Below are 22,986 nucleotides of genomic sequence, written 5' to 3' on the forward strand. Positions count from 1 at the left end.
AGGTTTATCTATTTCCTGATCAATCCCCTCTGAAGCTTTTCTGATTCACTCTTGGGAGCCATAATCATGTAGCCCAATACCACTGAGATGATTCCAAATAGGCTACCAACATAAACATCCCTGGCAAAATGCTGCAGTATGTATATTCTACTAATGCCTACAAGAACAGCTGTAATAAAGATGATTACCCTTAGCGTTGATGATTTGCTGATCAGGATGAGGAAAAAGGCCAGGGTAAAAGCTGAAGCCGTATGTCCTGAGGGAAAGGAATCATAGCTTCTTGTGGCTACACCATCGATCAAGTTCAGGTCAATGCCCTGCTCCTGGAAAAAGAGCTTGGGACGAGGCTCTCCTGCATAGAGCCACTGCTTGAATATATGCACAAAGACTGTCTGAAAAGCTATGGCAATGAGAAAGGTGAAAAACTTATGGTAATTGATAAACAGGAATATCAAAGCCACTAAACCCAGTAAAAATCCATCGCCCAGGTGCGTCCAATACTTAAAGAAAAAATCTCCCAAAGGACTATGCCTGTCATTAAGCCATAAAACGATATCTCCATGAGCTGTAGTTACTAAAAGCAGTCCTCCCAGCACCATGTAAATAGCTGTTAACCAATGAACTTGTTTACCAAACAGGTCTGATTTTGTCATTTGAACTTGAATTTTAAATACTTAATCTGTTCACCTTTCTCCAGAAATTTCCTTTCAAAATCAGTTTGAATACCATGGTGCTCTAATTTCAAATCTGAGTTGTAGAGGTCAAAAGTATGATCAATGAGTTCCAGATCAGCACGTTCCCCGATTACCTCCAGAGTATACTCGAAAAGCATGGTATTGTCTGTCTTGAAATTAACAATCCCTCCCGGTTCCATAACAGATTTGTACAAATCGATAAACCTTGGAGATGTGAGCCTTCTCTTAATATCTCTTTTCCTAGGTCTTGGGTCAGGAAAAGTGATCCAGATCTCGGAGACTTCATTTTCATCAAAGAATTGATCCAGGTGCTCAATCTGTGCTCTGAGAAAAGCAGTATTGGTCAGGTTCTCTTCAATAGCAATCGTACTACCTACCCAGAGTCTGTCACCTTTTACATCTACCCCCACAAAATTTCTTTCCGGAAATACCGAGGCAAGACCGGTTGTATAATGTGCTTTACCGCAGGCTAATTCCAGGGTTATGGATTGGTTTTTTGGAAAGTAGTCTTTGTTCCAATTCCCTTTGAGGTTTTTATATATGGGCTTGTTATCCTCCAGTACATTGAACCTGTCGAGGTTCTCAGAAAAACGCTTTAGCTTGGTTCTAGACATTACAGATTTTCAATTTCAGCCACCACAAATGTACTACCTCCAATATATATCATATCATCATGTTTGGCCTCCTGGCGGGCAAAGGCTATGGCCTGATTCACATCCTGGATAAAAGCCCTCTTTTGCCTCATATGGCTGGTTTTCTGTTTCAATTCTTCCAACAACAGTGCTCTGGGAATTTTAGGCTCACAAAATACGATATGAGCCTCTTCCGGTAACATAGCCAGGATAGGATTCAGATCCTTCTCTTTCACAAAACCCAAAACCATATAGAGTTGATCATAAATGCAGGTTTTGATCTGATCAATGATGTATTGAAATGCCTCTTTGTTATGTCCTGTATCGCAGATAACCAGCGGGTTAGCATCAAGCTGCTGCCAGCGCCCTCTCAATCCTGTGTTCTTCTGAACCTGAGCAAAACCTGCCATAACACTGGCACTGGATATTTGCCATCCTTTTTGGTTGAGCACCTGAATGGCTGCCAATACACCCAATGTGTTTCTGACCTGATAAATTCCCTGAAGATCAGACAATGGCACCTCATCATGATGGATTTCATCAGCAAAAACAATATCTGAATTTCGGGCGGCTGCTACAGAACGGAACACTTCCTCAGTCTCCTCATGTCGCTCAGTTATGACAACAGGAACACCTTCTTTGATGATACCAGCTTTTTCAAAGGCTATCTTGGGAAGTGTGTCTCCCAGCATATCCATATGATCGAAGCCAATATTAGTAATCACAGAAAGCTCAGGGGTAATAATATTGGTTGAATCCAGCCGACCGCCAAGTCCTACCTCAATAACAGCTACATCGACTTTCATTTTGGCAAAATAGTCAAAGGCCATGGCCACCGTCATTTCAAAGAATGAGGGCTGAATCTCTTCTAATAAGCGCGTATTGCACTCGATGAAGTCTACAACGAATGACTTTTCAACTTCTTCACCATTGAGCCTGATTCGCTCGGTAAATGACTTAAGATGAGGAGATGTATAAAGGCCCACATTATAGCCTGCCGACTGAAGCACCGAAGCCAACATGTGAGACGTACTTCCTTTACCATTCGTACCGGCTATATGAATACTTTTAAATTTCTGATGAGGATTCCCCAGCGCCTCGCAAAATCTTATGGTATTGGTAAGGTCCTTTTTAAAAGCGGCCTGCCCTACCCTTTGGTACATGGGTAGAGCTTTAAACATCAACTCGAGTGCCTCCTCATAAGTCATGAGGCGAAGATACTAGCTGTAAATGAGCCTGTAGATATTTTTAAAAAAAATTCTGCCGTCATACGTGTGTTTCCCTACTTATTCGTCAAATAGACAAACAACAAAAACTCAAAAGATGAAAAAACAATTGAAAATCTATGTCGCCCTCGCCTTACTGGTAATGAGTGTGACAGGCTGTTACGAGGACGTAATTTCTGGCAGAGGTCCGGTAGTTGAGGAAGAGTACGCTGTGAATGATTTCACCTCACTCTACCTTCAATTACCTGCCAGACTTTATGTTTATGAAGGTTCAGAACCTTCTGTCCGTATCAGAACGAATCAAAACCTGCATAGCAGAATTGAAGCTGAGGTCATTAGTGGGGAATTAAAAATCAAAACCATACCCAACGTGAGTTTAAGAAGCATTGATGTGATGGATGTGTACGTGAGTTCATCAGCTGTCAATGAATTCAGAATTAATGGCTCCGGTGTGATCAGAATTGAAGATTGTCTAAATGCCAATGCATTGTCATTCCATATCAATGGTTCGGGAGTCATCTATGCCTGTGGCAATACCGGTACCCTGGAAGTTGAGGTAAATGGTTCAGGTAAATTCTACGGGTCTGACCTGCAATCAGAGCATGCTGAATTAACCATTTATGGCTCTGGCGATATAGAAACGAGAGTAAGTGAGAGTCTGGATGTCCATATTGCCGGGTCGGGTAATATAGCCTATTACGGCAATCCTCAAGTCACCTCTCAAATCAGTGGTTCAGGAAAGATCAGGAAGAAGTAATTAGTTGGTTCTGATTACGAATGTTATTCTGCCAACAGATTTAGATTTAGGCAATACGGACTGATCTTTTTGAACAAAGGTCAGTTCTTCAACCTGCTTCTTGTAGAACTGAACAATTACATTATCCTGAATAGTACTCCCTTGAATCTTGGTTACATTGGAAACTCTACCTCGATCATCTACATCAAAGGAAAACATAATTACACCATCAACTTGAGAATCATCCTTTTTACCTGGTGGCGATTGCCATTTCCATCCTTCTAAACTTAAGCTAACGCCTGCATCCTCGCCCCCGGGATCGGTACCTTTGGTATTTTTCTTACCATCGGGATCACCCTGGTTACCAGTCACATCGCTTTGAGTACCTTGATTATTAGAGGTATTGTCTTTGTTATCTGTATTGGTCTTTTTTCCACCCATCAGGGCTCTGTTGTCGATAACAGGTTTAGTCTCTTCCTGTTTCTTCTCAACCGGTTTTACTTCTTCCTCCTTCTTCACCTCTTCTTTTGGAGGCGTCACTTCTTCTTTAGTTTCAGTAACCGGAGGTGTCTTTTCCTCCACTTTTACTTCAGACTTTTCTTCGGTTGTTACGGTTTCTTCTACAGTTTCTTCAACCGGAGGAGTCTCTTCCTGTACCTTTTCAACGGGAGTTACTTCGGTTTTAGGCTGCTCGACTACTTCTTCCTGAACCTCTTCCTGTACCTCCTCTTCTACCGGATCGGTTTCGGTTTCAGTTTCAGCATCTGGCGGAGTATCATCTTCTGTGTCTTCCACCTGAGTTTCAGCAGTTCGTTCAGTATCTCCGCTTCCGGCATCCTGGAAGCCTAGGTTCAGCTCTATACCGTATTCAGGAAGTGGTGGATCTGGTTCTCTCCAGGCCACCAAAATGAGGAAAAGGGCGATTAGCGCGCTATGTATAATAGCCGAGACAATTATGCTAAATCGCTTATCCTTTTTCTCTTGATCAGACATTATTCGGGTCTTGTTACCAAGACAGTTTTTTGTTTCAATTTAGCCGCAATACCTGCAACGCGTGCGGTATGCCCTGTAGGCACTGAAGCATCTATATTAAGGCTTAATGTTCCTTCCTGCCCACCAGTTAAACGAGCCAGCTCGCTTTCTAGTGTTTCGGGAGTCACCTCCTTCTGATTCAAAACATAACGTAAATCTGCTGTAATCGTTAAGCTGTTTTTTTGCATCGATATACTCGAAGAAGCAGCGGTAGGCAAATTGACGGGTAAACCGGAAGGCGTAATAAAAGAAGCAGTCAGCATAAAGAATATCAACAACAGAAACACAATGTCTGTCATAGAAGACATGCTGAAAGATGATTCAACCTTGTGTTTAGATTTAATATCCATTTTACTGTGGTTCTTGTAAAAGGTCTATAAAGTCAATTGAGGTATACTCCATGTAGTGGATAGCCTTCTGTACTTTGGACACCAGGTAGTTATACCCCAGGTAAGCAATAATACCAACCACAAGTCCTGCAGCCGTAGTGACCATGGCTTCATAAATACCAGTAGAAAGTAGTTTAGGGCTTACAGAGCCTTCTTCCTGCGCGATGGCTATGAAAGCCTGAATCATCCCTGAAACCGTTCCTAAGAACCCGATCATTGGGGCAGCTCCGGATATGGTAGCCAGCAAAGAAAGGTTCTTTTCCAGTTTATAAACTTCAATTTTACCCACGTTCTCAATAGAGGCTTCGATGGTTTTCAAAGGTGAACCGATTCTATGGATACCCTTTTCGATCATTTTAGCAATGGGTGAATCTGTCTGCGAGCAAAGTAACTTGGCTCCATTAACATCTCCATTCACTACCAAGTCTTTGATTTTCTCCATGAACTCAAATGGCGTTTTAGAAGCCCTGTTGAGGTTTCTCAGCCTTTCGAAGAAGATATAGATGGCCATAGCCCATAAAATCACTAACGGAATTAACCAGAAACCTCCTTTCGATAGTAGTTCAAAAAATGAAAGTATTCCATCCGCCTCACCTCCAATAGCCGTAGTGTCGGAAGTGGCTAGTTCTTGCAATAATATCACCATTTTAATATTTCAGTACCCAGATATTTTCACCGTAAGTTCCTACAAGCTCAGATCTTTTCTGCTCTGCCTCGGCCATGTTTGCTGACTGTGCTATTCCTACTCTATGGAATTTGAAATCACCGGTAGGATTTAACAGGTAAGCGCTCATGCCTCCATCTACAATACTTTGGGCTTTGTCTTCAGCCAGATCTTCATCGTAGAAGCTTCCGATCACAACATACCAACGGCCTTCAGGGGCAGAAATTGTAAACAACTCAGCAACAGGTTCCGGTTCTGGCTCGGGTTCTGGTTCCGGCTCTGGTTCTGGCTGAGGATCAGGCTGTTTTTGCTCAGTTTTCGGTGGTTCAGGCTTAGGCTCTTCTTTCTTGAAAACGAAGAAATACAGAGCGGCAGCAATCAATACGATGATCAGGATAACTACCAGTGCGATAATTCCTGAGTTATTGTTCTTTTCCTCTTTTTTCGGCTTGTCTTCTTTGTCTTTCACCACTTCACTTTCCTGTTTTACTTCACTTTCACCAGTAGTATACACGAATGGAGTAACTTCTTCCTCCTCTTCTTTAGTTTCTTCCTCTTTAGACTCAGGCTCCTTTTCAGGGCTCTCATCTTCAATACTATCTACAGGGTCTACAATGGGTGCAGGAGTAGAAGTCTCTTCTTCAGGGGTATCTGATACTGGTTCCAGTTCGATATCATCGAGGCCGAAATCGTCATCTGAAGTTTCAGGCTCCTGAGGTTTTTCTTCCTTCTTAGGCTTAGGCGCAGGTTTTCTGCCCCTATTGCTTTTTTTAGCAGGAGTCTTTTTGGGTTTATTATTTTCTTCTGATGAATCGCTTTTCTTTTTAGCTGCCATACAAATACGGTTGAATGATGGAATTACAAATTAGTAAAATAAAAACTATACTAAAATGGGCGTAGGTCAGACTAGAAGGTTACAGATAATCCACCTAAGAATTGAATACCACGAGATGGATAGTTAAGATACCTTTCGTATTCTTTGCCGAACAGGTTGTTTACTTGTAAAAATACACCAATTCGTTCATTTACCTCATATCTACCACCTAAATTCAGATCGATTATATCATCCAACTCAAAAACCTGCGTTGTTTCACCATTCAAGGCATTTAATCCAGCCAAATAATAGAAGTCTGTAGTCACGGTTAGTTTCTCTATCGGGAAGACTGTTGTATTGAATGTTGCCTTGAAGTCTGGCCTGTGCCAGGCTTCGGCTAACGAAGACAATGAATAGTTGTAGAAATCGAACCTTAAGGAGCTACGTACTTTGCCCGTATTCTCAAAGTTAATGGCTGAAAATACATTCAACCTTTTGGTCTTGTCATCATCATACAGTACTTCAAAGCGGGTAGAATCAGCTATTGAATTGGTATAGAACTGAATATTATTAAGCGATGCATAGCTAAAACCTGAACTGAGTGTAAAGCCTTCGAATAGCTCGAAGTCCAGTCCTCCGTAGATATCGCTGGCCTTCTCTGTATTTCTCAGGTCAAAGTCAGCTTCCAGAAATGGATTCTCACTAACAGTCGATTCTACTGAATTGAACTGAATATCGCCTTCATAACCAGCATAGATTCGGAAACCGGAGCTTACTGCATATCCTGCTTCAATGACCGGATAAATAGAAAGCCCTTTGTTGTAATCATTGTCACCTGCCAGGTTAAACCCTGCATTAATGGTAATGCCATTGGTTAGGTACTTCAGTCGTGGCCTGAAGTTCAGGAAGCTTCTATTATCTTCCTGAGTATCCTGACGCTTAGAAAGTGTTGCCAGCAAGTCGGCACTAAAGCTCATGTCGTCATTAATGACATAGAATCCCCCAACATCAAAGTTGAATTTGTTCTCACGGGCATTGAAGTTGTCTTTAAAGAAGACCCAATCGGTCTTAAAGTGATAGTCGAAATTCTGCTCCTTGTTGGCATTCTCGATCAACACATTGGCAGAAAAGCGAGTGAACCGTTGTTCAATATCTCCAGACTCAAGGTCTAATACGGGATTGTAACCATAAAAATGAACTTTCTGACTGGCATAGTTCATCGACCCGGAAACCTTGTTGATGTTGCTGAAGTATTTCGCACTTACTGCAGCTTCGGTTCTTCCTTCTCCGGAATTCTCATCGAATACAGGCCCGTTCTTAGATGAAAGATGCCTCACATAAAGGTTAAACAGATAAGACTCCTGTCGTTTTGACCCCAGATATCCTTCCAAATAAGGAGTGCTGTAATTTCCGTATCCCACCTTTAAGAAATTGGAACTCAATTCATTCAGTCTTTGATTACCCTGATAATTGACGGTTCTGAAAGCAGGCTCCAGTTGGCCCAAGCGATAAGGAAAAGTTTTGAAAGAATATTGCTGTTTGGTATCGGTCTCACTCACCGGTAATTGAGGAATCTTTTCAAAATTCCTGGTTGCCGGAGGCAGCGTAATCCTTCTGTTCTTACGGATTACGATTTCTGCTTCTTCCAATTGTCCCCCCTGACCTTGTTGGGCCTGGACTTGAAAAGCACCTGAAACGAAAAGTACTACAAGAAGGAGTTGAACAAGCTTATTCATTGTTACCTCCTTTCTGAACTCGGGTACTGTCTGTTCCCAGGCTATCAGTCTTTGTTTCCTGTTGCCTCAAAGCTTCTTCCATTTTTTCTATTTCGGCCAGTTTCTCTTTAGCCTGATTAACAATCTCAGGTATTTCTGAATATTCTATAATCGAGTTGATGGTTGCCTTAGCCTGGAATAATTCGTCCAAAGCAATGTAATTATCGGCTATGAGCAGGAAGGCCTTCCCTAACCATTCATCGTAGTCTGAGAAATTCTCATTGAATTCGAATAGCGTGGTCAACGACTCCTGATACTTCCCTTGCTGGTTGAATATTTTGCCTAGCAGGAATTGAGCTTCCGCTCCGTATTTGTTCTTGGCCGTATTGATGGTACTTAAGAAGTCATCTATGGCAGCATCATAATTACCTTGTAGATATGAAGCCTTACCCAGATACAGCTGCGCCTTATTCACCTGATCCTGACTGATATTTCCTTTTGTAATGATGTTATTGGCGTAGACACGCACCTTATCATATTCAGCCAGCTTGAAATATGCTTCCAAAAGTCCTGTCCAGGCATCATTCTCCTGACGTTTTGAGACGGCAATGTTTTCCAGCTTACTGTAATAGTTAGCTGCTTCACCAAAATCACCGGCTTTTAACTGCAACTCTCCAATTCTCTGGAATACCACATCAATATCCGTTACCTGAGCTTCTCTGTCCAACTCATAGTATAGTTCAAGAGCCTTGACTGTATTGTTGAGTCTGTAATGAGATTCTGCCCGATAGAACTTGGCCTGATGTCTCAAAGGACTGCTGGCATAGTTCTTCTCATAATCTTCAAAGGCGCCTATTGCTGCAGCATATTCCTGACCGAAGTAAAGGTTCTTAGCCGACTCGAGCTCAATATTCTCTAAAGCCTGATTATCCGGATTTGCACTCTTGTATCTTGCCAGGTACTGATCGAACTCCAATACCTTGTTATTTAGCTTCAGTGTGTTCTGCAGGCCAAGCAGTGCAGAATTCGCCACCCGGCTTGTCACATATTTATCCAGAATGGTTTTATAATCTTCCTCTGCCCTGTCTAATTCATTCAAGTTGAAAAAGGCTAGCGCTCTGCTCTCATAGGCATATGGAATAAAGGGGCTTTGTTCCAGGCTTTCGATGATTCTTGAGAAACCTTGAATAGAAGCTCTGAAGTCTCTATTCTCCAGCTGAATCTGTGCCTTTTTGTAAATCGCATCATCATAATACCTCGATCTGTTGTACCGAGTGATCACAATATCGAGTGACTCAATCGCTTCATCGCTTTTATCCTGAAAATCTCTTACTACACCTTTCTGAAAGTATGCGTAATCAATATTAGGGTTGTTGGTATCTATTGCCCTTTGGTAATATGAAATGGCAGTAGCATAAGCCTTGTCTACATAGTAACAATCAGCCAACCTCAGAATAGCATCATTATAGTTCAGCTTATTTTGCGCACCTTCAAGTGCATCTACATAGCGTTTGAAATAGATTCTGGCATTCGGATAATCTCTGGTATTGTAATAAGCATATCCGATTCCATAGTTAGCCTTTAAATAGTATTCTGACTCTCTGTTTCTGGTTCTAAATACCTGCTGATAAGCGTCTATGGCATTCGTGTAGTTTCTGGCGGTGGCCAGGGCCTCTGCTTTCCAGAACAATGCTGCCGTTTCCAGATCACCATCTTCTCGGTATGTTAAAGACTTATCGAAAAGCTGAACTGCATTGGTATACTGGGCACTATTGAAGTACTCTGTTCCTTTGTAGAAAGTCACTTTTTGATAGGCAGCCTTCACTCTGGGGCTTTTATCTTGAACTCTCTCAATAAATGTAATAGCCCTGGTGAAGTCACTGGTGTTCAAAAAGGCTTCTGAAAGCAGGTTATTGGCTTCAGGTATATATTGAGAGGTTGGATATTCTCTGATGAACCTGTCCAATGCGGTAATAGCCTGCGAATATTTCTTAGACTCAAAGTTTACTTTCGCCAGATTGAAAGAAGCTTCTTCCTGAATTTCCTTATTGAATGGCAGTTTCCCGGCCTTGTCGAAAGCTGAAGTAGCAAATACATAGTTGTTTTGCTCTACATACAATTGCCCTAAATAGTAAGAAGCATATTGAGCTAAAGTATCCTCTTTCAATGCTACTCTTTTGAAGTCCTCAATAGCTGGTTCCGCATTACCGAGAGCGAAGTTGGAATAGGCAATTCTATAAAGTGTTTGTTCCGTAATACTCTGAGCGGCTAGCTGGCGATATAAACCATAGAATGATAAGGCATCCTCGTAACGACTTTCGGCATAAGCTGACTCTCCTGCCATTTGATATATCTGATAGAGATAATCCATTCTGGTACGCTCCACATCAATGTCTTTGAACTTATCTGCATAAGCCAGTACTTCTCCATACCTCTTTTGTTTGAAGTAAGAGCTGGTAATCATGATCGGTACTCTGTAACGATACTTCTCACTTTCCTCTGCCTTCCTCAAATCTACAATGGCCTTGTCGAACTGATTGTCGATATAAGCCAGGAAACCTGAATAGTAATTGGCATCTGCCTGATACTCTCCAGATTCTCTTTTGGCCAGATCGAAGTACTCAATGGATTCTTCCTTTCTATTCAGACTGAAGGCTGAATAGGCAATTTTGAAGTAGGTCTCTGCTCTCTCCTCTCCACTTAACGCGTTTAGGTTGGCCAGTTTTAAGTACTTATTGGCCGTTTGATAATCAGCAGATTTGAAGGCATTGATTCCAAGGTTATAGTAGGCCTTAGAAGCTTTGGGGTGACTGGGTCTTTTCTTGACAAACTCAGAAATCAGTTGCGGACCATCGGCATTGTTCAGGTTGAGGGCGCAAAGTGCAACATAATATTCGGCATCGGCCTTTTTGATTTCATCAGTACCTACCTGAAGGTATCTTTCGAATTGCTCGCGGGCAGCACTGTACTTTTCCTTGTCAAGCAACTCCAATCCAAATCGGTAGTATTTGTTGTCGCTATTCTGGTGTAAGGTACTTTGAGCTTTTAATGACCCGAGCGTAACAAGGCTGATGGTGACAATAGTTAATAGGTTCCTCATCAATTTGTAATTGCTCACTTTATTCCTAAACTCTTTTACGGTTTGAATATTGTTACTCGTCATTGAACTATTCAATGCATCAATTTGAAAACTAATTCCCTTAAAATTTCCTCTTCTGGCATAGATCCCGAGTCTACTCCCTTCGATCTGAGGTCAGCCTCTCTCAACAATGAAATGCACTGCATTACTTTATCAATCGGATATCGGCCTGCTGCAATTTTGTATTCCTTTACAATGAATGGAGGCACGCCAATAGCTCTGGCCAAACCACTGTCTGACTTATCCTTTGAGCTATGCAGCAACAATAACTTGGTATAGTAACCGTAGAGCAAAGCAATCATCGGTATGATTGAATTGGCTCTGATATTGGCGGCAAAGTAGTTCACAATGCGATTGGCTTTCAATACATCTCCGGCCGAAATAGCATTCTGCAGCTCAAAGACATTATAGTCTTTATTGATGCCTACATACTTCTGGATATGCGCTGGGGTAATCTCTTCCCCCTCCTTCAGGTTAATGGCTATTTTATTGATCTCATTGCTGAGCCTCTCCAGATTGTTACCCAGGTATTCAGCCAACATCTGCACCGACTGATAGCCAATCTTAAAACCCTTGTCTTTGGCAAAACCTTCTATCCACTTGGGCACCTCATAGTCTCGGAGCTTGGTGGTGGTTAATAGAATAGCCTTTTTACCCAGGGTCTTGGACAATGGTCTACGACCATCTACCTTCTTGTGCTTATGAGCAAAAACCAGGACAGTCGATGGAACAGGATTATCCAGGTAGTTCATCAGCAGCGACTGCCCTTCTTCCTTATTTAAATCCTGAATATCCTTTGCTTCTTTGACAATCACTACCTGTCGGTCAGACATCATAGGAAAACGTCTGGCAGCTGTCACAATTTGCCCCACATTCACATCCTTACCATACATAATGGTTTGATTGAAGCCCTTTTCGGTTTCATTCAAACAGTTGTCATCAATGTAATCGGTAATTTGATCGATGTAATAGGGCTCTTCTCCCTGTAAAAAATAAACCGGTGCGTATTTTCCGGCCTTCAAATCCTGTAAAATCTGCTCGGGAGTTACTGCCATGATCAGTTGTCAAATATACAACCTCGAATCTATTTTCAAGGCAAAACGAACCAAGACTTTTATGGCCTGTTTATATTTGTAAAAAAGCGGAGAATGGTAGATTCGATAGTAGAGAAAGGTATTGAAGCCTGTAAAGCAGATGATTTCAATAAAGGAGTAGAATTGTTCAATCAGGCGCTGGCTCAGGACCATAAAAATGTAGCAGCCTTGTACAACCGGGCAAGAGCGCTCTCCAAGATTCATCAACTGGAAAAGGCTTTGGCCGATTTTCAACAGCTCGTTTTACTACAACCTACCAATGCAACCTTTATTGGTGACTATGCTGTAGCTCTTCATCTCAATGCTAAAAATCAGGAAGCCGAATTACAATTCAACCGGGCATTGGAGCTGGAACCTGATAACCCCTATCGCTGGTCATCAAGAGCTTTCTTTAAAGACAGAATTGGAAAAAGTGAAGAGGCCATAAAGGATTATGAAAAAGCGGTTGAGCTAGATCCCGAAGATGCCATTGCTCTAAACAACAAGGGCCTGATTGAAGAGAAACTGGGTTATCAGGAGCGTTCGAAAAAAAGCTTCAATCAGTCGAATAAGATCATTGGCTATGAACCTAAAGGGGAAGAGACCAATGCATCCAGAGAACTGAAAACCCAGGATGTACCCAGAAAAGACAGTAATGAAGTATTAACCAGATGGAAAGTGATCAAGTCTGTTTTCACTAAGGAGGGTTTCAAAGACTTCAGCGACTTCACTAAAAAGAAGCTCCTGGGCAGAAAGGATTAAACTTCTTGAGCTAGAATCAGTATCACTTCTTAACTTCACGTATCAAACTCAATTCCCTATGAAAAAGAATCTTCTAGTAATATGTATGGTCTTGTTTGGCAGTAGCTCTCTATTTGCCCAGCAAATGAGCAAAGAAGACCAGATTAAATCAGCAGTATTGGCGGCTCCTGCCAGTGTAAGAGATGGTGCTCATGTTTATGGCTTCAATGAAAAGGGTGAATTCGTTACCCTGAGAGAAGGCACCAATAACTTTGTGGTGCGAGCCGATGACCCTAACTCTCCCGGATTCGAAGTGGTGTGTTACCCTAAAGATGTTGAACCATTTATGGCCAGAGGTCGCGAACTCAGGGCTCAGGGTAAAAACAGAGGCGAGGTTATTCAGATGAGAGAAGATGAGATGAAGAATGGAACTCTTCAAAAACCTAATTATGGCTCAACGCTCAATATCTATTATGGAGAAAATGCCCGATACAACCCTGAAACCAATGAGCTGGAAGGTGGAAGCTTTAGGTATGTAATTTACACTCCTCTGGCTACTGCCGAATCAACAGGCCTTCCTATAAGTCCTAATGGTAAAGGACACCCATGGGTAATGTTTCCAGGATTGTACCGAGCTCATATTATGATCACTCCTCCTTCGGGAAATTAATTACTCACTCCGCAAAGCTTTGACAGGATTACTGGTAGCAGTTTTGACTGACTGATATCCAACTGTCAGCCAGGCAATGGCTGCTACCCCCAGTACCGGCAGAATCCATAACAAAGGATTGTTCAGGTTAATCTGATAAGCAAAGTCTGATAACCAGTTCTGCATTATCAGATAACCCACCGGTATAGCAATTACAGCACCAATCAGCACCAGTAAGGTGAAGCTTCTTACCACCATCAAGGTGAGGCTTTTCACAGAAGCGCCCAGTACTTTTCGTACTGCAATTTCTTTATAACGTCTTTGCAGGGTGAAGGCTGCCAGGGCAAACAGACCTAAACAGGCGATGACTATGGCTAAGCCTGAAGAAGCGGTAAACAATTTACCAAAGCGCTGTTCCTCCACATATAAGGAATTGAAAGATTCATCGAGAAAGACATATTCAAATGGTTCATCCGCCAAAGTCTCTATCCAGGCATCCTGAATCTGACTCACAGTCTCCTGATAATTGCCATTGATTTTTAACGTGAAGTAATTTCCTGCAACCCATGAAGCTCCAATGATTCCATCTGAATCCATCATACGGATAATAAATGGCTCGATATCTCTTTTCAGAGATGTAAAGTTGAAGTCCTTTACCACACCGATGATCGTATAGTTTTCACCATCACCTCTACTGAGTTTAGCCCCTATCACTTCGTCATAACCCAACCACTTCTTAGCCTTTTCATTAATGATAACATTGGCTGTATCCGACACCAGTTCTTCATTGAAGTCGCGTCCTTCAATCAACTCCAGCCCCATCGTTTCTATATAGTCAGCTGTGGCAAACATATTGCGAAAGCCATAACTTCTCGGGTTTTCTTCAAGCGTCTGATAGCCCCAGTCTGACACACCGCCTGACGCATATGTGCTGGTCATAGCAACTGACTCTATATTAGGAATACGCTCCATTCTTGCTTTGAATGCTTCTCTTCTATTACCCAGTCTATCGGCATTTTTGATGACCAACACCTGCTCTGGCTCAAATCCTAAATTTTGTTTGTTGATAAAGCTCAGCTGATTGAACACTACCACGGTACTGACAATCAGAAAGATAGATATGGCAAACTGGAAAGCGACCAATCCTTTTCTTAGGACGGCATTGCCTTTGCTCCCTGTTTGAGATTCACCCTTTAATGCTTTAATCGGTTTGAATGATGAAAGTACCAGGGCCGGATAAGCTCCGGCTAACAGTCCAACCACTAGCATCAGGACAAACAGCTTAATCATGGTCGATGCTTCAAAAAGATCCTGATAAGTAAAATCCCTGTTCGAGAGTTGATTGAAACCCGGAAGTGACAAAGAACTAATACCCAATGCCAGAATAGCCGCTAACAGACAGACCAGAATTGATTCAACCATGAACTGGCTGATCAACTGTCCTCGCATGGAGCCTAACACCTTTCTCATGCCTACCTCTTTAGACCTCATGGCCGAACGGGCAGTACTCAGGTTCATAAAGTTGATACAGGCAATGATGAGAATGAATAATGCCACGGCTGAAAAAATATAGACATTGTCTATGCTACCGTTGGATTTGGCAATCCATGGATAGTACAGGTGCAATTCCTGCATCGGAATAAGTGAATAAGTTTTCTTCCCTCCGGCTGCCAAAAATTCATCATAAGAGGCATGACCCGAGTATTTAATCAATTCAGGCCCTATGTATTCCCGGACAAAATCAGGAATCTTGGCTTGTACCTGTTCCGGAGTTGCTCCCGGTGCCAGCTTTACATAAGTAAAGAAGTTATTACCTGTCCAGTTACCTATGGTTATCCAACTCTCTTTAGGGTACGAATTGATATAGCTAAATCTGAAGTGAGTATTCTTTGGAGGGTCTGCCACAACTCCCGTCACCTGAACATCCTGTCCGTCCAACTCAATGATTTTGCCCAGTGCACTCTCATAGTTGAATAGTTTATCGGCCAGCGTTTGGGTAAGCACAATAGCATTCGGCTCAGTCAAAGCTTCATCCGGATTACCTTCAAGGAAATCTACCGTGAATAAATGGTGGAAAGCAGAATCGGCACTATAACCTCTCGGCTCCTTAAAAACCTGATTATTCACCTTAAACGTTTGGCTGTAAGGCCCCTGCAGGCGGGCTATTTCTTCTACTTCAGGAAAATCGATTTTCATCTGGATTCCTATTCGTGCGGGTGTCCAGGCTCCTGATGTACCATTGGCTACATAGAATACCCTGTCACCATCTTTGTGGTATTTGTCATAGCTCAATTCATGGCTTACATAAAGCAGAATTAACAGACAGGCGGCCAGACCAAGTGCCAATCCTGAAATGTTAATGAAGGAGTAAAAACGCTGCTTAAGCAAACTCCTCACCGATATTTTGAAATAGTTTTTGAACATAGCAATGTTGTTTAATGAGTTAAAATCTTCGAGACCTTTGATGTATCTGAGACGGAAAAAGCGAAGCACATCCCAGGAGAACTTTTTCCTGGCTCGCTCCAGCCCCTCATCTTCAATTCTTTTATAGAAGAGCTCATAGGCATCTCCCTCTATGATTTCCAAAGCCCTTGGTTTGCAATAGAGCTTCAGAAACTTCAATGCCCATTTAGGTGGTTCCTGATCAAATGGAGACATACTTCAGTCCTAATGTTGGAATTTGATCGTGAAGTCTGTTTCGTTGTTCACGGATAGCATCCAGGGCATTCTGTCCGGCTACAGTAATCTTGAAAAAGCGTTTTCTTCGACCACCTCTTTCGGCAGTAGCTCCGCCTACTTCTGACTTAAGAAAACCTTTGGAGTCCAAACGGTCCAGAGCAGAATGGACTGCACTGATATTGATCTTACGACCTGTCTGACTTTCAATTTCCTCCATGACGCTTACACCATAGGCATTGTCATTGAGAATGGCTACAACCAGTAGCACTAATTCTTCAAACTCCCCTATCTGAACTCTTCCCATTGGATTTTATTTGTTTCACAATAGTAAATGAAATAGATATCTTTCACTATTGCAAATGAAATATACCAGTAAAATACTGAACCGTTTGTTAGATGTATTGAATCGGGACTGAGTCTGGATGGAATTGCAGTCTAATAACCGGCATCCCGGTTAACGAGATTCAGCAACTCCTCGCCTTCAATCAGCTTTTCAGTATTCTTCAAAAGAAGTTTCAAAGCAGAATCAGGACTAGTAACACTGGCCACATGAGGTGTAACCTTGATTTTTGGCTGATTCCAGAAAGGATGTTCTGATGGCAAGGGTTCTTCTCTGAATACATCCAGCAGTGCTCCACTTAAATGGCCTGAATCGAGCGAGTCAATTAAATCTGCTTCCACCAAATGGTTTCCCCTGGCCACATTAATCAGATAAGCGCCCCGCTTCATTTGATCAAAGAGCTTCGTATCCAATATACTTTCCGTTTGTGGAGTTACCGGCAACAGGTTGATCAGCACATCTAAAGGAGAAAGAAACTCTGCCAACTGGTCGCCAGCATAGCAGTCCACATTTTCTATGGTCTTTGGAGTCCGGCTGAACCCTGAAACCTCAAAGCCCAGGCCGGCCAGTGTAGCAGCACAATGTCCTCCCAACTCACCCAGGCCGAGCACGCCTACCTTAAGGTTTTTATAGCCAATCCGGTCCCAGTGTGCATTGGACTGATTCATCTTGTGTTGATCCATACTACGCTGATACATCATCACTCCCATGATACAGTAGTTGGTCATATCTCGGGTCAGGAAAGGATCAACAATGCGCGTTATGGGAATATCTTCGGGTATCTGACTGTCATTGACCAGGTGATCTACTCCGGCCCCCAGAGAACTAACCCATTGCAGGTTTGGCAGTCTTTCCACTACACCTTCGTCCATAGGCTTCCAGACGAACAAGGCTTTTACCGAAGACAAATCTTCTTCAGTAGGCCAAACATGCACCTTATTAATCAATGGTGACTTAGAAAGACCTTCAACCCAGGGTTCGGGTTGCCATACTTTGGTACAAATTAGAATATCTATTTTTTGCTGATCCATGAGCTGTCTCTTATATAAAATCTCCAGGGTTTCAGGGCATCTTCTTCTGCATAGTCAACCCCTATTCTGGTGGATGTAATCATATCTTGTTCCTGAATTGTCTCGCCCTCTTCTATCCAAACCCGATTACCTAAAAGCCACTCTCCATAATGAACATTGGTTTTTATACCTAATGCCTGCGACAGCGTACCGGGACCCGAACTTAGCGTTTTTTCAACCTTAGTCCGATTTCTTCTTGATAACATAGTGTCAACTCCTTCCAGCGGTTGAACCGCACGAATGAGTACTGCATCGGCTACGTCTTCCACATTGGTCACCACATTGAACAGGTGATGTATTCCGTAACACAGATATACATAGGCATGTCCTCCTTTGGCATACATCACTTCAGTTCTATTGGTTCTGACACCGTTATTGGCATGACAGGCCTTGTCATTGGTTCCAGAGTAAGCTTCCACTTCCGTGATCATGGCAGATGTGTGCAGGTGATCGACCATCGTATGGATGGTTTTACCCAGCAGCTCTTTGGCAATCTGCACTACATTTTGACGCTGATAAAAACTTTCCGGTAATTTCATCCTGAAAACAAAGCAACTAAATTCAACTAAATCAGTTTAACTTGGAGAATCAAAAAAACCGATCTAAAATGAGAAAAGCATTCATTTCATTCGCTACTCTACTTTTATTATTCAGTGTTAATGCCGTGATGGCACAACGTGGCCCGGCTGCCAGCCCAACAGTTACAGTTACCCAAATGATTGGTAATACTCAAATGACTTTGGTCTATTCACGTCCAAGTCTGGATGGCAGATCACTTTCTACACTTGCTCCTAATGGAGATGTTTGGAGAACAGGAGCCAATGCCAACACAAAAATCAGTTTTGATAAGGACGTAACCATTGGTGGACAAAAATTATCAGCCGGTGAATACTCTATGTATTCCATCCCGGGTGCTAATGAGTGGACCATCATCATCAACAAAGCTAAGGTATGGGGTACCCAGTACGATGAGTCTCAAGATGTTTTGAGATTCAAGGCTAAAGCTTCCAAGACTGACAAATCAGTAGAGACCTTCTACATTATGATGCAGGACTTTGACAAGAATGACAAGAACAAAGCGAGCATTGAGTTAGCCTGGGGAAATACCTCAGTTACCTTCCCTGTGATGGTTACTAACTAAGATTTTAACCTACATTAAGCAGAAGCTTCTATTCTTTGAATGGAAGCTTTTTTTTTATCTTCACCCATCAAAATTCAAAACCAATGAAAAAACTTGTATTTAGTTTTATAGCAATGATCTGTGCCAGTATGGCCTATGCACAGATTCAGATGCCTCCAGCCAGTCCTACTTTTGAAATCAAAGGAACTGTGGGTATGGCAGAGGTAAAAGTGGTCTACTCACGCCCAAGTGCCAGGGGAAGAAAAGTTGCGGGAGAATTGATCCCTTATAACGAAGTATGGAGAACAGGAGCCAATGCCTCTACCAAAATCTCTTTTAGCCAGGATGTATTACTCGAAGGCAATCCTGTTGCTGCCGGAGAATATGCCCTTTATACAGAGTTCACTGAAGAGGAAGCCACCATTATCCTAAGTAAAAATCTCGGCTGGTGGGGAGCTATCGGCTATGAGTCTAAAGATGATGTTTTGAGATTCAAAGTACCTGTAAAGCATCCAAGCAGCATGTACGAGACTTTCACTATCAGCTTTTCAGACTTCACCATGAATTCTGCTAACCTGAACATGAAATGGGAACATACCAAAGCCATGTTCAAGATTGAAAGCAAAGTTGACGATGTAGTAATGGCTCAGATTAAAGAGCAGGTAATTGATAATACACCCGCCAACCCTGGTATTTATTTCCAGGCGGCTACTTACTATTATGATACTGACAGGGATGCTGAAATGGCATTAGGCTGGGTAAACAAAGCCATTGATGCTTCTGCCCAAAAACAATATTGGGTAGTACACCTTCAGGCCAAATTGTTAGCTAAACTAGGTAAAAAAGCGGAAGCTAAGTCTGCTGCTCAGGAGTCTATGAAACTGGCAGAAGAAGGAGGCAATCCTGATTATGTGAGACTGAATGAGAAATTAATCGCCTCGTTAGACAAGTAGTTCAACCAGCGATCAAATAACTATTCCATGAAAAGGAGATTAGTCAAGGCTAATCTCCTTTTTTATTAACTTCCTGCAAACCTTTATACTATGTTCAAACGACTCATTCTACTCACCTTATCAGTCATATCAACTTTGGCCTTTGGTCAGAGTGACCTGGATACTAAGCTGGGAAACCATCGATTTCGATTTATAGGCCCTGAAGGCAACAGAGCTATTGCCGTGGCAGGCGTACCGGGTGATCCTATGATCAGCTACATTGGTGCTGCTTCAGGTGGTCTTTGGAAGACAGATGATGGCGGAATTAACTGGCGCCCGATCTTCGATGATCAGGACATCTCATCCATTGGTTCAATCGCCCTGGCCCCTGCTGATCCGAATCAGTTATGGGTCGGTACCGGAGAAACCTTTGTAATCAGGCCAGCCCATGCCATGGGAAATGGCATCTATTTTTCTCCCGATGCAGGACGTACCTGGGAACATAAAGGACTGGAAAAGACAGGAAGAATAGGCAGGGTGATCGTTCATCCAGAAAACGATCAGATTATATATGCCGCAGCATTGGGTCATACCTATGGACCACAGCAAGACAAAGGTGTTTACCGCTCAAAAAACGGTGGGGAAACATGGGAAAAGATATTATTTGTGGATGAAGGCACCGGAGCGGCTGACCTGGCCATGGACCCTGAAAACCCCAATATTCTCTATGCAGGCATGTGGTCAATTCACATCAACACCTGGGGACTGAACAGCGGTGGCCCGGGAGGCGGGGTATATCGTTCCACCGATGGTGGTGACACCTGGGAGCCACTACATACCAAAGGCCTGCCGGGAGGTGAAGAAAGACCTATAGGTAAGACAGCAGTAGCCATTGCTCACAGCAATCCCAACGTAGTTTACGCCCTGTTTGAGGCAGAAAGCCCTGAATTATGGAGAAGCGATGATAAGGGTGAAACCTGGACCTTACAAAGCAGAGATCACGACTGGAATGAGCGTGCCCCTTATTATACCCGAATTGCAGTGGGTACAGGAAACCCCGATGAAATCTATTCCCTGAGTGTACGCTTTGTACAATCACTCGATGGGGGCAAGACTCGTGAGAGAAGACCACCAAGAGGTGGCGGAGATAACCACGACATGTGGATCGATCCTACCAACCCCGATAGAATGATGGTTGCGCATGATGGAGGCGTCAGTATGAGCCTTAATCATGGTAGATCTTTTCAACGGATTGTACTTCCTATTGCGCAGATGTACCATGTAGCGGTTGATGACCAGATTCCATACAATGTATTTGGCAACCGACAAGATGGCTGGTCATATATGGGCCCAAGCAATTCACTGCAAGGTTATATTCCGCTGGGTTTGTGGAAAGGCGTTGGCGGCTGCGAAAGTGGTTTTGCCCAGCCAGACCCTAACGACAATAACATCATTTGGTCGGGTTGTTACGATGGTGGACTGGAAAGACATGACTTAAGGACAGGACACTCCAGAGAAGTGCGTGTATGGCCTGAAGCCGGTTATGGCTGGGCTCCTGCCGATATGAAGTACAGATGGCACTGGAACTTCCCTCTGAGTTTCTCTCCTCACACAAAAGGAAGAGTCTATGTTGGTAGCCAGTATGTCCACCAGTCAGATGATGGTGGTCAGAGCTGGCAAATCATCAGCCCCGATCTGACGCTTAATCTGAAGGATCATCAGCAAAGCTCTGGTGGTGTGGCCATCGATAACCTGATGACTTTTGATGGTTCTACCCTCTTTGCCATTGAGGAATCTCCAATGGAAGAAGGATTGATCTGGGTAGGCACTAATGATGGTCAGGTTCAGGTAACCAGAAACGGTGGTCAGGACTGGACCAATGTAACAGCTAACATCCAGGGCTTACCTGAATGGGGAACTGTAGCCAATATTGAAATTTCTAAATACCAGAAAGGCACGGTCTATATTTCCGTAGACCTGCACCAAATGGGTGATTTCGACCCATACATCTACAAAACCGAAGATTACGGTCAAACCTGGAAGAAAATCTCAGATGATATTCCTTCTTCTGAATCCAGCTTTGTTCATGTGATTAAAGAAGACCCTAAGCGCGAAGGTTTGCTTTACGCAGGAATTGACAAGGGTATTTATGTAAGCTATGATGATGGAAACAGCTGGGACAGGCTTCGTCTGAACCTGCCTCCTGCCCCCGTTTACTGGATCGAGATACAGGAAAGGTTCGATGATATGGTGGTAGGCACTTATGGCCGTGGATACTATATCATGGATAATCTGGAAGCACTCAGAAATATGGACAAAGTGGAAAACTCCACTGCTCTCTTCAACCTACATGATGCCTACAGGTTCAACTCCAGGGAAAGCATCAAAACAGACGGACAGAGTTTCAACTCGGGTCAAAACCCACCCAATGGAGCTATCATTAATTACTTCTTACCTAACAAGGTATCTGGTTCAGTCAAAATTGAGGTGAAAGACAAGAATGATGAACTCATCAGGACATTGAATGCCCGAAATGATAAAGGAGTCAATCGAATGATTTGGGACCTGAGATATGAGCCGGTATTCCAGCCTAAATTGCGGGTTCAGCCTCCGGGCCGTCCATGGGTCCAACTCAATGGAGAAGGATGGAGACCTCTGGTACAATGGGACCTGGATCTCATGGCCGGTCAGTTTGGACCAAGAGTAGCTCCCGGAGACTATAACATAGAATTGGTGATCGAAGATGCCGATGGTAATGAACTGGAAAGGCATAGTAATAACCTCACCGTTTTAAAGGATCCGCTTTCTGAAGGAAGTCAGGCAGATATTGAGGCTCAGGTTTACTTTGCCTTACAGTTGAGAGATGCCATGAACGTGGCCGTCAGCAATATCAACGCTGTAGAAGTACTTAGAAAAGAGCTGGAAGAAATCATAGCAGAGGAAAGCGACCGAAGAACACAAAGGGAAGCGATCAGACTGAAAGGTATTGCCGAGGACATAGCCAGCAAGCTATATGATGTACACCTGACAGGAGCCCGTGAAGATGCCTTCCGCAACCCAATTAAGCTCTATGGCCGACTTAGTGCCCTGGCGAGTGACATCAATGGTAGCGGAATAGACTTCAGACCTACCAATCAGCAGGGAGAAGTTTATGAAGTATTGAATGAAAGATTGAAAGCAGCTGTAGAGCAGTTCGATCAGATTATCAATGAGGATATCCCTAAGTTCAATAAAGCTCTGGAAAGAAAGGACAGAACGATAGAGATAGAGAAGTCTGGAGGAAACTAAATAATATACTGCAGAGAACGCTAAGAGCACGGAGTCAAAACTTTGCGCTCTT

At 43.0% G+C, this 22,986-nt stretch carries 20 protein-coding genes; 6 read left to right on the forward strand and 14 right to left on the reverse strand.

Translation table 11 applies throughout. From position 1 onward, the window contains the following. Nucleotides 1-8 precede the first annotated feature (8 nt). Genes ACOOEY_RS01325 through ACOOEY_RS01335 form a run of 3 tightly spaced genes read right to left on the reverse strand, consistent with a single transcriptional unit; the run spans nt 9 to nt 2,535 of the window. On the reverse strand, nt 9-653 hold the full coding sequence (locus ACOOEY_RS01325; protein ID WP_420386863.1) for a phosphatase PAP2 family protein: 645 nt from the start codon (nt 651-653) through the stop codon (nt 9-11). After that, a complete protein-coding gene (gene trmB / locus ACOOEY_RS01330; RefSeq protein ID WP_420386864.1) occupies nt 650-1,309 on the reverse strand; it encodes a tRNA (guanosine(46)-N7)-methyltransferase TrmB in 660 nt (219 codons plus the stop codon). The genes ACOOEY_RS01325 and trmB overlap by 4 nt, the downstream gene beginning before the upstream one ends. After that, nucleotides 1,309-2,535 (reverse strand): bifunctional folylpolyglutamate synthase/dihydrofolate synthase, encoded by a 1,227-nt coding sequence (locus ACOOEY_RS01335; protein ID WP_420386865.1) that lies wholly within the window; start codon nt 2,533-2,535, stop codon nt 1,309-1,311. Before ACOOEY_RS01335 ends, trmB begins: the two co-directional genes overlap by 1 nt. A 115-nt stretch (nt 2,536-2,650) precedes the next feature. On the opposite strand from ACOOEY_RS01335, the gene ACOOEY_RS01340 reads away from it, so the two are divergent. After that, on the forward strand, nt 2,651-3,310 hold the full coding sequence (locus ACOOEY_RS01340; RefSeq protein WP_420386866.1) for a head GIN domain-containing protein: 660 nt from the start codon (nt 2,651-2,653) through the stop codon (nt 3,308-3,310). Here the strand turns inward: ACOOEY_RS01340 and ACOOEY_RS01345 are convergent, their stop codons facing one another. The 7 genes from ACOOEY_RS01345 to holA all read right to left on the reverse strand — a co-directional run bounded on the left by ACOOEY_RS01345 (nt 3,311) and on the right by holA (nt 12,097). Next, nucleotides 3,311-4,282: a hypothetical protein gene (locus tag ACOOEY_RS01345; protein WP_420386867.1), complete on the reverse strand. Its 972-nt coding sequence runs from the start codon at nt 4,280-4,282 to the stop codon at nt 3,311-3,313. Next, nucleotides 4,282-4,671: an ExbD/TolR family protein gene (locus ACOOEY_RS01350; RefSeq protein ID WP_420386868.1), complete on the reverse strand. Its 390-nt coding sequence runs from the start codon at nt 4,669-4,671 to the stop codon at nt 4,282-4,284. Before ACOOEY_RS01350 ends, ACOOEY_RS01345 begins: the two co-directional genes overlap by 1 nt. A gap of 1 nt (nt 4,672) precedes the next feature. Further along, the gene (locus tag ACOOEY_RS01355) at nt 4,673-5,353 is read right to left on the reverse strand and encodes a MotA/TolQ/ExbB proton channel family protein (RefSeq protein ID WP_420388626.1); all 681 of its coding nucleotides are present in this window, start codon (nt 5,351-5,353) and stop codon (nt 4,673-4,675) included. Nucleotides 5,354-5,357: 4 nt separating this feature from the next. Next, complete coding sequence (locus ACOOEY_RS01360; protein WP_420386869.1) at nt 5,358-6,209, reverse strand: hypothetical protein; 852 nt, start codon at nt 6,207-6,209, stop codon at nt 5,358-5,360. 71 nt (nt 6,210-6,280) lie between these two features. Further along, entirely contained in the window at nt 6,281-7,924 is a 1,644-nt protein-coding gene (locus tag ACOOEY_RS01365) for a hypothetical protein (RefSeq protein WP_420386870.1), read from the reverse strand. Further along, entirely contained in the window at nt 7,917-11,003 is a 3,087-nt protein-coding gene (locus ACOOEY_RS01370; protein WP_420386871.1) for a tetratricopeptide repeat protein, read from the reverse strand. Before ACOOEY_RS01370 ends, ACOOEY_RS01365 begins: the two co-directional genes overlap by 8 nt. Before the next feature lie 71 nt (nt 11,004-11,074). Further along, nucleotides 11,075-12,097, reverse strand: a complete 1,023-nt coding sequence (gene holA, locus ACOOEY_RS01375; RefSeq protein WP_420386872.1) for a DNA polymerase III subunit delta — start codon at nt 12,095-12,097, stop codon at nt 11,075-11,077. A gap of 93 nt (nt 12,098-12,190) precedes the next feature. On the opposite strand from holA, the gene ACOOEY_RS01380 reads away from it, so the two are divergent. Continuing rightward, on the forward strand, nt 12,191-12,877 hold the full coding sequence (locus tag ACOOEY_RS01380; protein ID WP_420386873.1) for a tetratricopeptide repeat protein: 687 nt from the start codon (nt 12,191-12,193) through the stop codon (nt 12,875-12,877). A gap of 58 nt (nt 12,878-12,935) precedes the next feature. Then, a complete protein-coding gene (locus tag ACOOEY_RS01385; RefSeq protein WP_420386874.1) occupies nt 12,936-13,526 on the forward strand; it encodes a hypothetical protein in 591 nt (196 codons plus the stop codon). Here ACOOEY_RS01385 and ACOOEY_RS01390 read toward each other — a convergent pair whose 3' ends face one another. The 4 genes from ACOOEY_RS01390 to ACOOEY_RS01405 form a co-directional block, all read right to left on the reverse strand. After that, nucleotides 13,527-16,163 (reverse strand): ABC transporter permease, encoded by a 2,637-nt coding sequence (locus tag ACOOEY_RS01390; protein WP_420386875.1) that lies wholly within the window; start codon nt 16,161-16,163, stop codon nt 13,527-13,529. Beyond that, nucleotides 16,150-16,488 carry a PadR family transcriptional regulator gene (locus ACOOEY_RS01395; protein WP_420386876.1) on the reverse strand — a complete coding sequence of 113 codons (339 nt, stop codon included), beginning with the start codon at nt 16,486-16,488 and terminating at the stop codon, nt 16,150-16,152. The genes ACOOEY_RS01390 and ACOOEY_RS01395 overlap by 14 nt, the downstream gene beginning before the upstream one ends. A 131-nt stretch (nt 16,489-16,619) precedes the next feature. Then, nucleotides 16,620-17,555 (reverse strand): 2-hydroxyacid dehydrogenase, encoded by a 936-nt coding sequence (locus tag ACOOEY_RS01400; protein ID WP_420386877.1) that lies wholly within the window; start codon nt 17,553-17,555, stop codon nt 16,620-16,622. Next, nucleotides 17,537-18,133 (reverse strand): DNA-3-methyladenine glycosylase, encoded by a 597-nt coding sequence (locus ACOOEY_RS01405; protein WP_420386878.1) that lies wholly within the window; start codon nt 18,131-18,133, stop codon nt 17,537-17,539. The genes ACOOEY_RS01400 and ACOOEY_RS01405 overlap by 19 nt, the downstream gene beginning before the upstream one ends. Nucleotides 18,134-18,201: 68 nt before the next feature. Between ACOOEY_RS01405 and ACOOEY_RS01410 the strand changes: the two genes are divergently transcribed. The 3 genes from ACOOEY_RS01410 (at nt 18,202) to ACOOEY_RS01420 (ending at nt 22,934) form a co-directional block, all read left to right on the forward strand. After that, nucleotides 18,202-18,735 carry a DUF2911 domain-containing protein gene (locus tag ACOOEY_RS01410; RefSeq protein WP_420386879.1) on the forward strand — a complete coding sequence of 178 codons (534 nt, stop codon included), beginning with the start codon at nt 18,202-18,204 and terminating at the stop codon, nt 18,733-18,735. An 83-nt stretch (nt 18,736-18,818) separates the two neighbouring features. Then, the gene (locus tag ACOOEY_RS01415; protein ID WP_420386880.1) at nt 18,819-19,667 is read left to right on the forward strand and encodes a DUF2911 domain-containing protein; all 849 of its coding nucleotides are present in this window, start codon (nt 18,819-18,821) and stop codon (nt 19,665-19,667) included. A gap of 90 nt (nt 19,668-19,757) precedes the next feature. After that, entirely contained in the window at nt 19,758-22,934 is a 3,177-nt protein-coding gene (locus ACOOEY_RS01420; protein WP_420386881.1) for a WD40/YVTN/BNR-like repeat-containing protein, read from the forward strand. Nucleotides 22,935-22,986: the final 52 nt, after the last annotated feature.

Origin of the sequence: Roseivirga sp. (assembly GCF_965216855.1) — a bacterium.
GTDB lineage: Bacteria > Bacteroidota > Bacteroidia > Cytophagales > Cyclobacteriaceae > Roseivirga.

What these genes read in the sequence shown, in the direction of transcription:
- ACOOEY_RS01325 (WP_420386863.1), bottom strand. Translation starts at nt 653, where the DNA reads ATGACAAAATCAGACCTGTTTGGTAAACAAGTTCATTGGTTAACAGCT.
- trmB (WP_420386864.1), bottom strand. Translation starts at nt 1,309, where the DNA reads ATGTCTAGAACCAAGCTAAAGCGTTTTTCTGAGAACCTCGACAGGTTC.
- ACOOEY_RS01335 (WP_420386865.1), bottom strand. Translation starts at nt 2,535, where the DNA reads ATGACTTATGAGGAGGCACTCGAGTTGATGTTTAAAGCTCTACCCATG.
- ACOOEY_RS01340 (WP_420386866.1), top strand. Translation starts at nt 2,651, where the DNA reads ATGAAAAAACAATTGAAAATCTATGTCGCCCTCGCCTTACTGGTAATG.
- ACOOEY_RS01345 (WP_420386867.1), bottom strand. Translation starts at nt 4,282, where the DNA reads ATGTCTGATCAAGAGAAAAAGGATAAGCGATTTAGCATAATTGTCTCG.
- ACOOEY_RS01350 (WP_420386868.1), bottom strand. Translation starts at nt 4,671, where the DNA reads ATGGATATTAAATCTAAACACAAGGTTGAATCATCTTTCAGCATGTCT.
- ACOOEY_RS01360 (WP_420386869.1), bottom strand. Translation starts at nt 6,209, where the DNA reads ATGGCAGCTAAAAAGAAAAGCGATTCATCAGAAGAAAATAATAAACCC.
- ACOOEY_RS01365 (WP_420386870.1), bottom strand. Translation starts at nt 7,924, where the DNA reads ATGAATAAGCTTGTTCAACTCCTTCTTGTAGTACTTTTCGTTTCAGGT.
- ACOOEY_RS01370 (WP_420386871.1), bottom strand. Translation starts at nt 11,003, where the DNA reads ATGAGGAACCTATTAACTATTGTCACCATCAGCCTTGTTACGCTCGGG.
- holA (WP_420386872.1), bottom strand. Translation starts at nt 12,097, where the DNA reads ATGGCAGTAACTCCCGAGCAGATTTTACAGGATTTGAAGGCCGGAAAA.
- ACOOEY_RS01380 (WP_420386873.1), top strand. Translation starts at nt 12,191, where the DNA reads ATGGTAGATTCGATAGTAGAGAAAGGTATTGAAGCCTGTAAAGCAGAT.
- ACOOEY_RS01385 (WP_420386874.1), top strand. Translation starts at nt 12,936, where the DNA reads ATGAAAAAGAATCTTCTAGTAATATGTATGGTCTTGTTTGGCAGTAGC.
- ACOOEY_RS01390 (WP_420386875.1), bottom strand. Translation starts at nt 16,163, where the DNA reads ATGTCTCCATTTGATCAGGAACCACCTAAATGGGCATTGAAGTTTCTG.
- ACOOEY_RS01395 (WP_420386876.1), bottom strand. Translation starts at nt 16,488, where the DNA reads ATGGGAAGAGTTCAGATAGGGGAGTTTGAAGAATTAGTGCTACTGGTT.
- ACOOEY_RS01400 (WP_420386877.1), bottom strand. Translation starts at nt 17,555, where the DNA reads ATGGATCAGCAAAAAATAGATATTCTAATTTGTACCAAAGTATGGCAA.
- ACOOEY_RS01405 (WP_420386878.1), bottom strand. Translation starts at nt 18,133, where the DNA reads ATGAAATTACCGGAAAGTTTTTATCAGCGTCAAAATGTAGTGCAGATT.
- ACOOEY_RS01410 (WP_420386879.1), top strand. Translation starts at nt 18,202, where the DNA reads ATGAGAAAAGCATTCATTTCATTCGCTACTCTACTTTTATTATTCAGT.
- ACOOEY_RS01415 (WP_420386880.1), top strand. Translation starts at nt 18,819, where the DNA reads ATGAAAAAACTTGTATTTAGTTTTATAGCAATGATCTGTGCCAGTATG.
- ACOOEY_RS01420 (WP_420386881.1), top strand. Translation starts at nt 19,758, where the DNA reads ATGTTCAAACGACTCATTCTACTCACCTTATCAGTCATATCAACTTTG.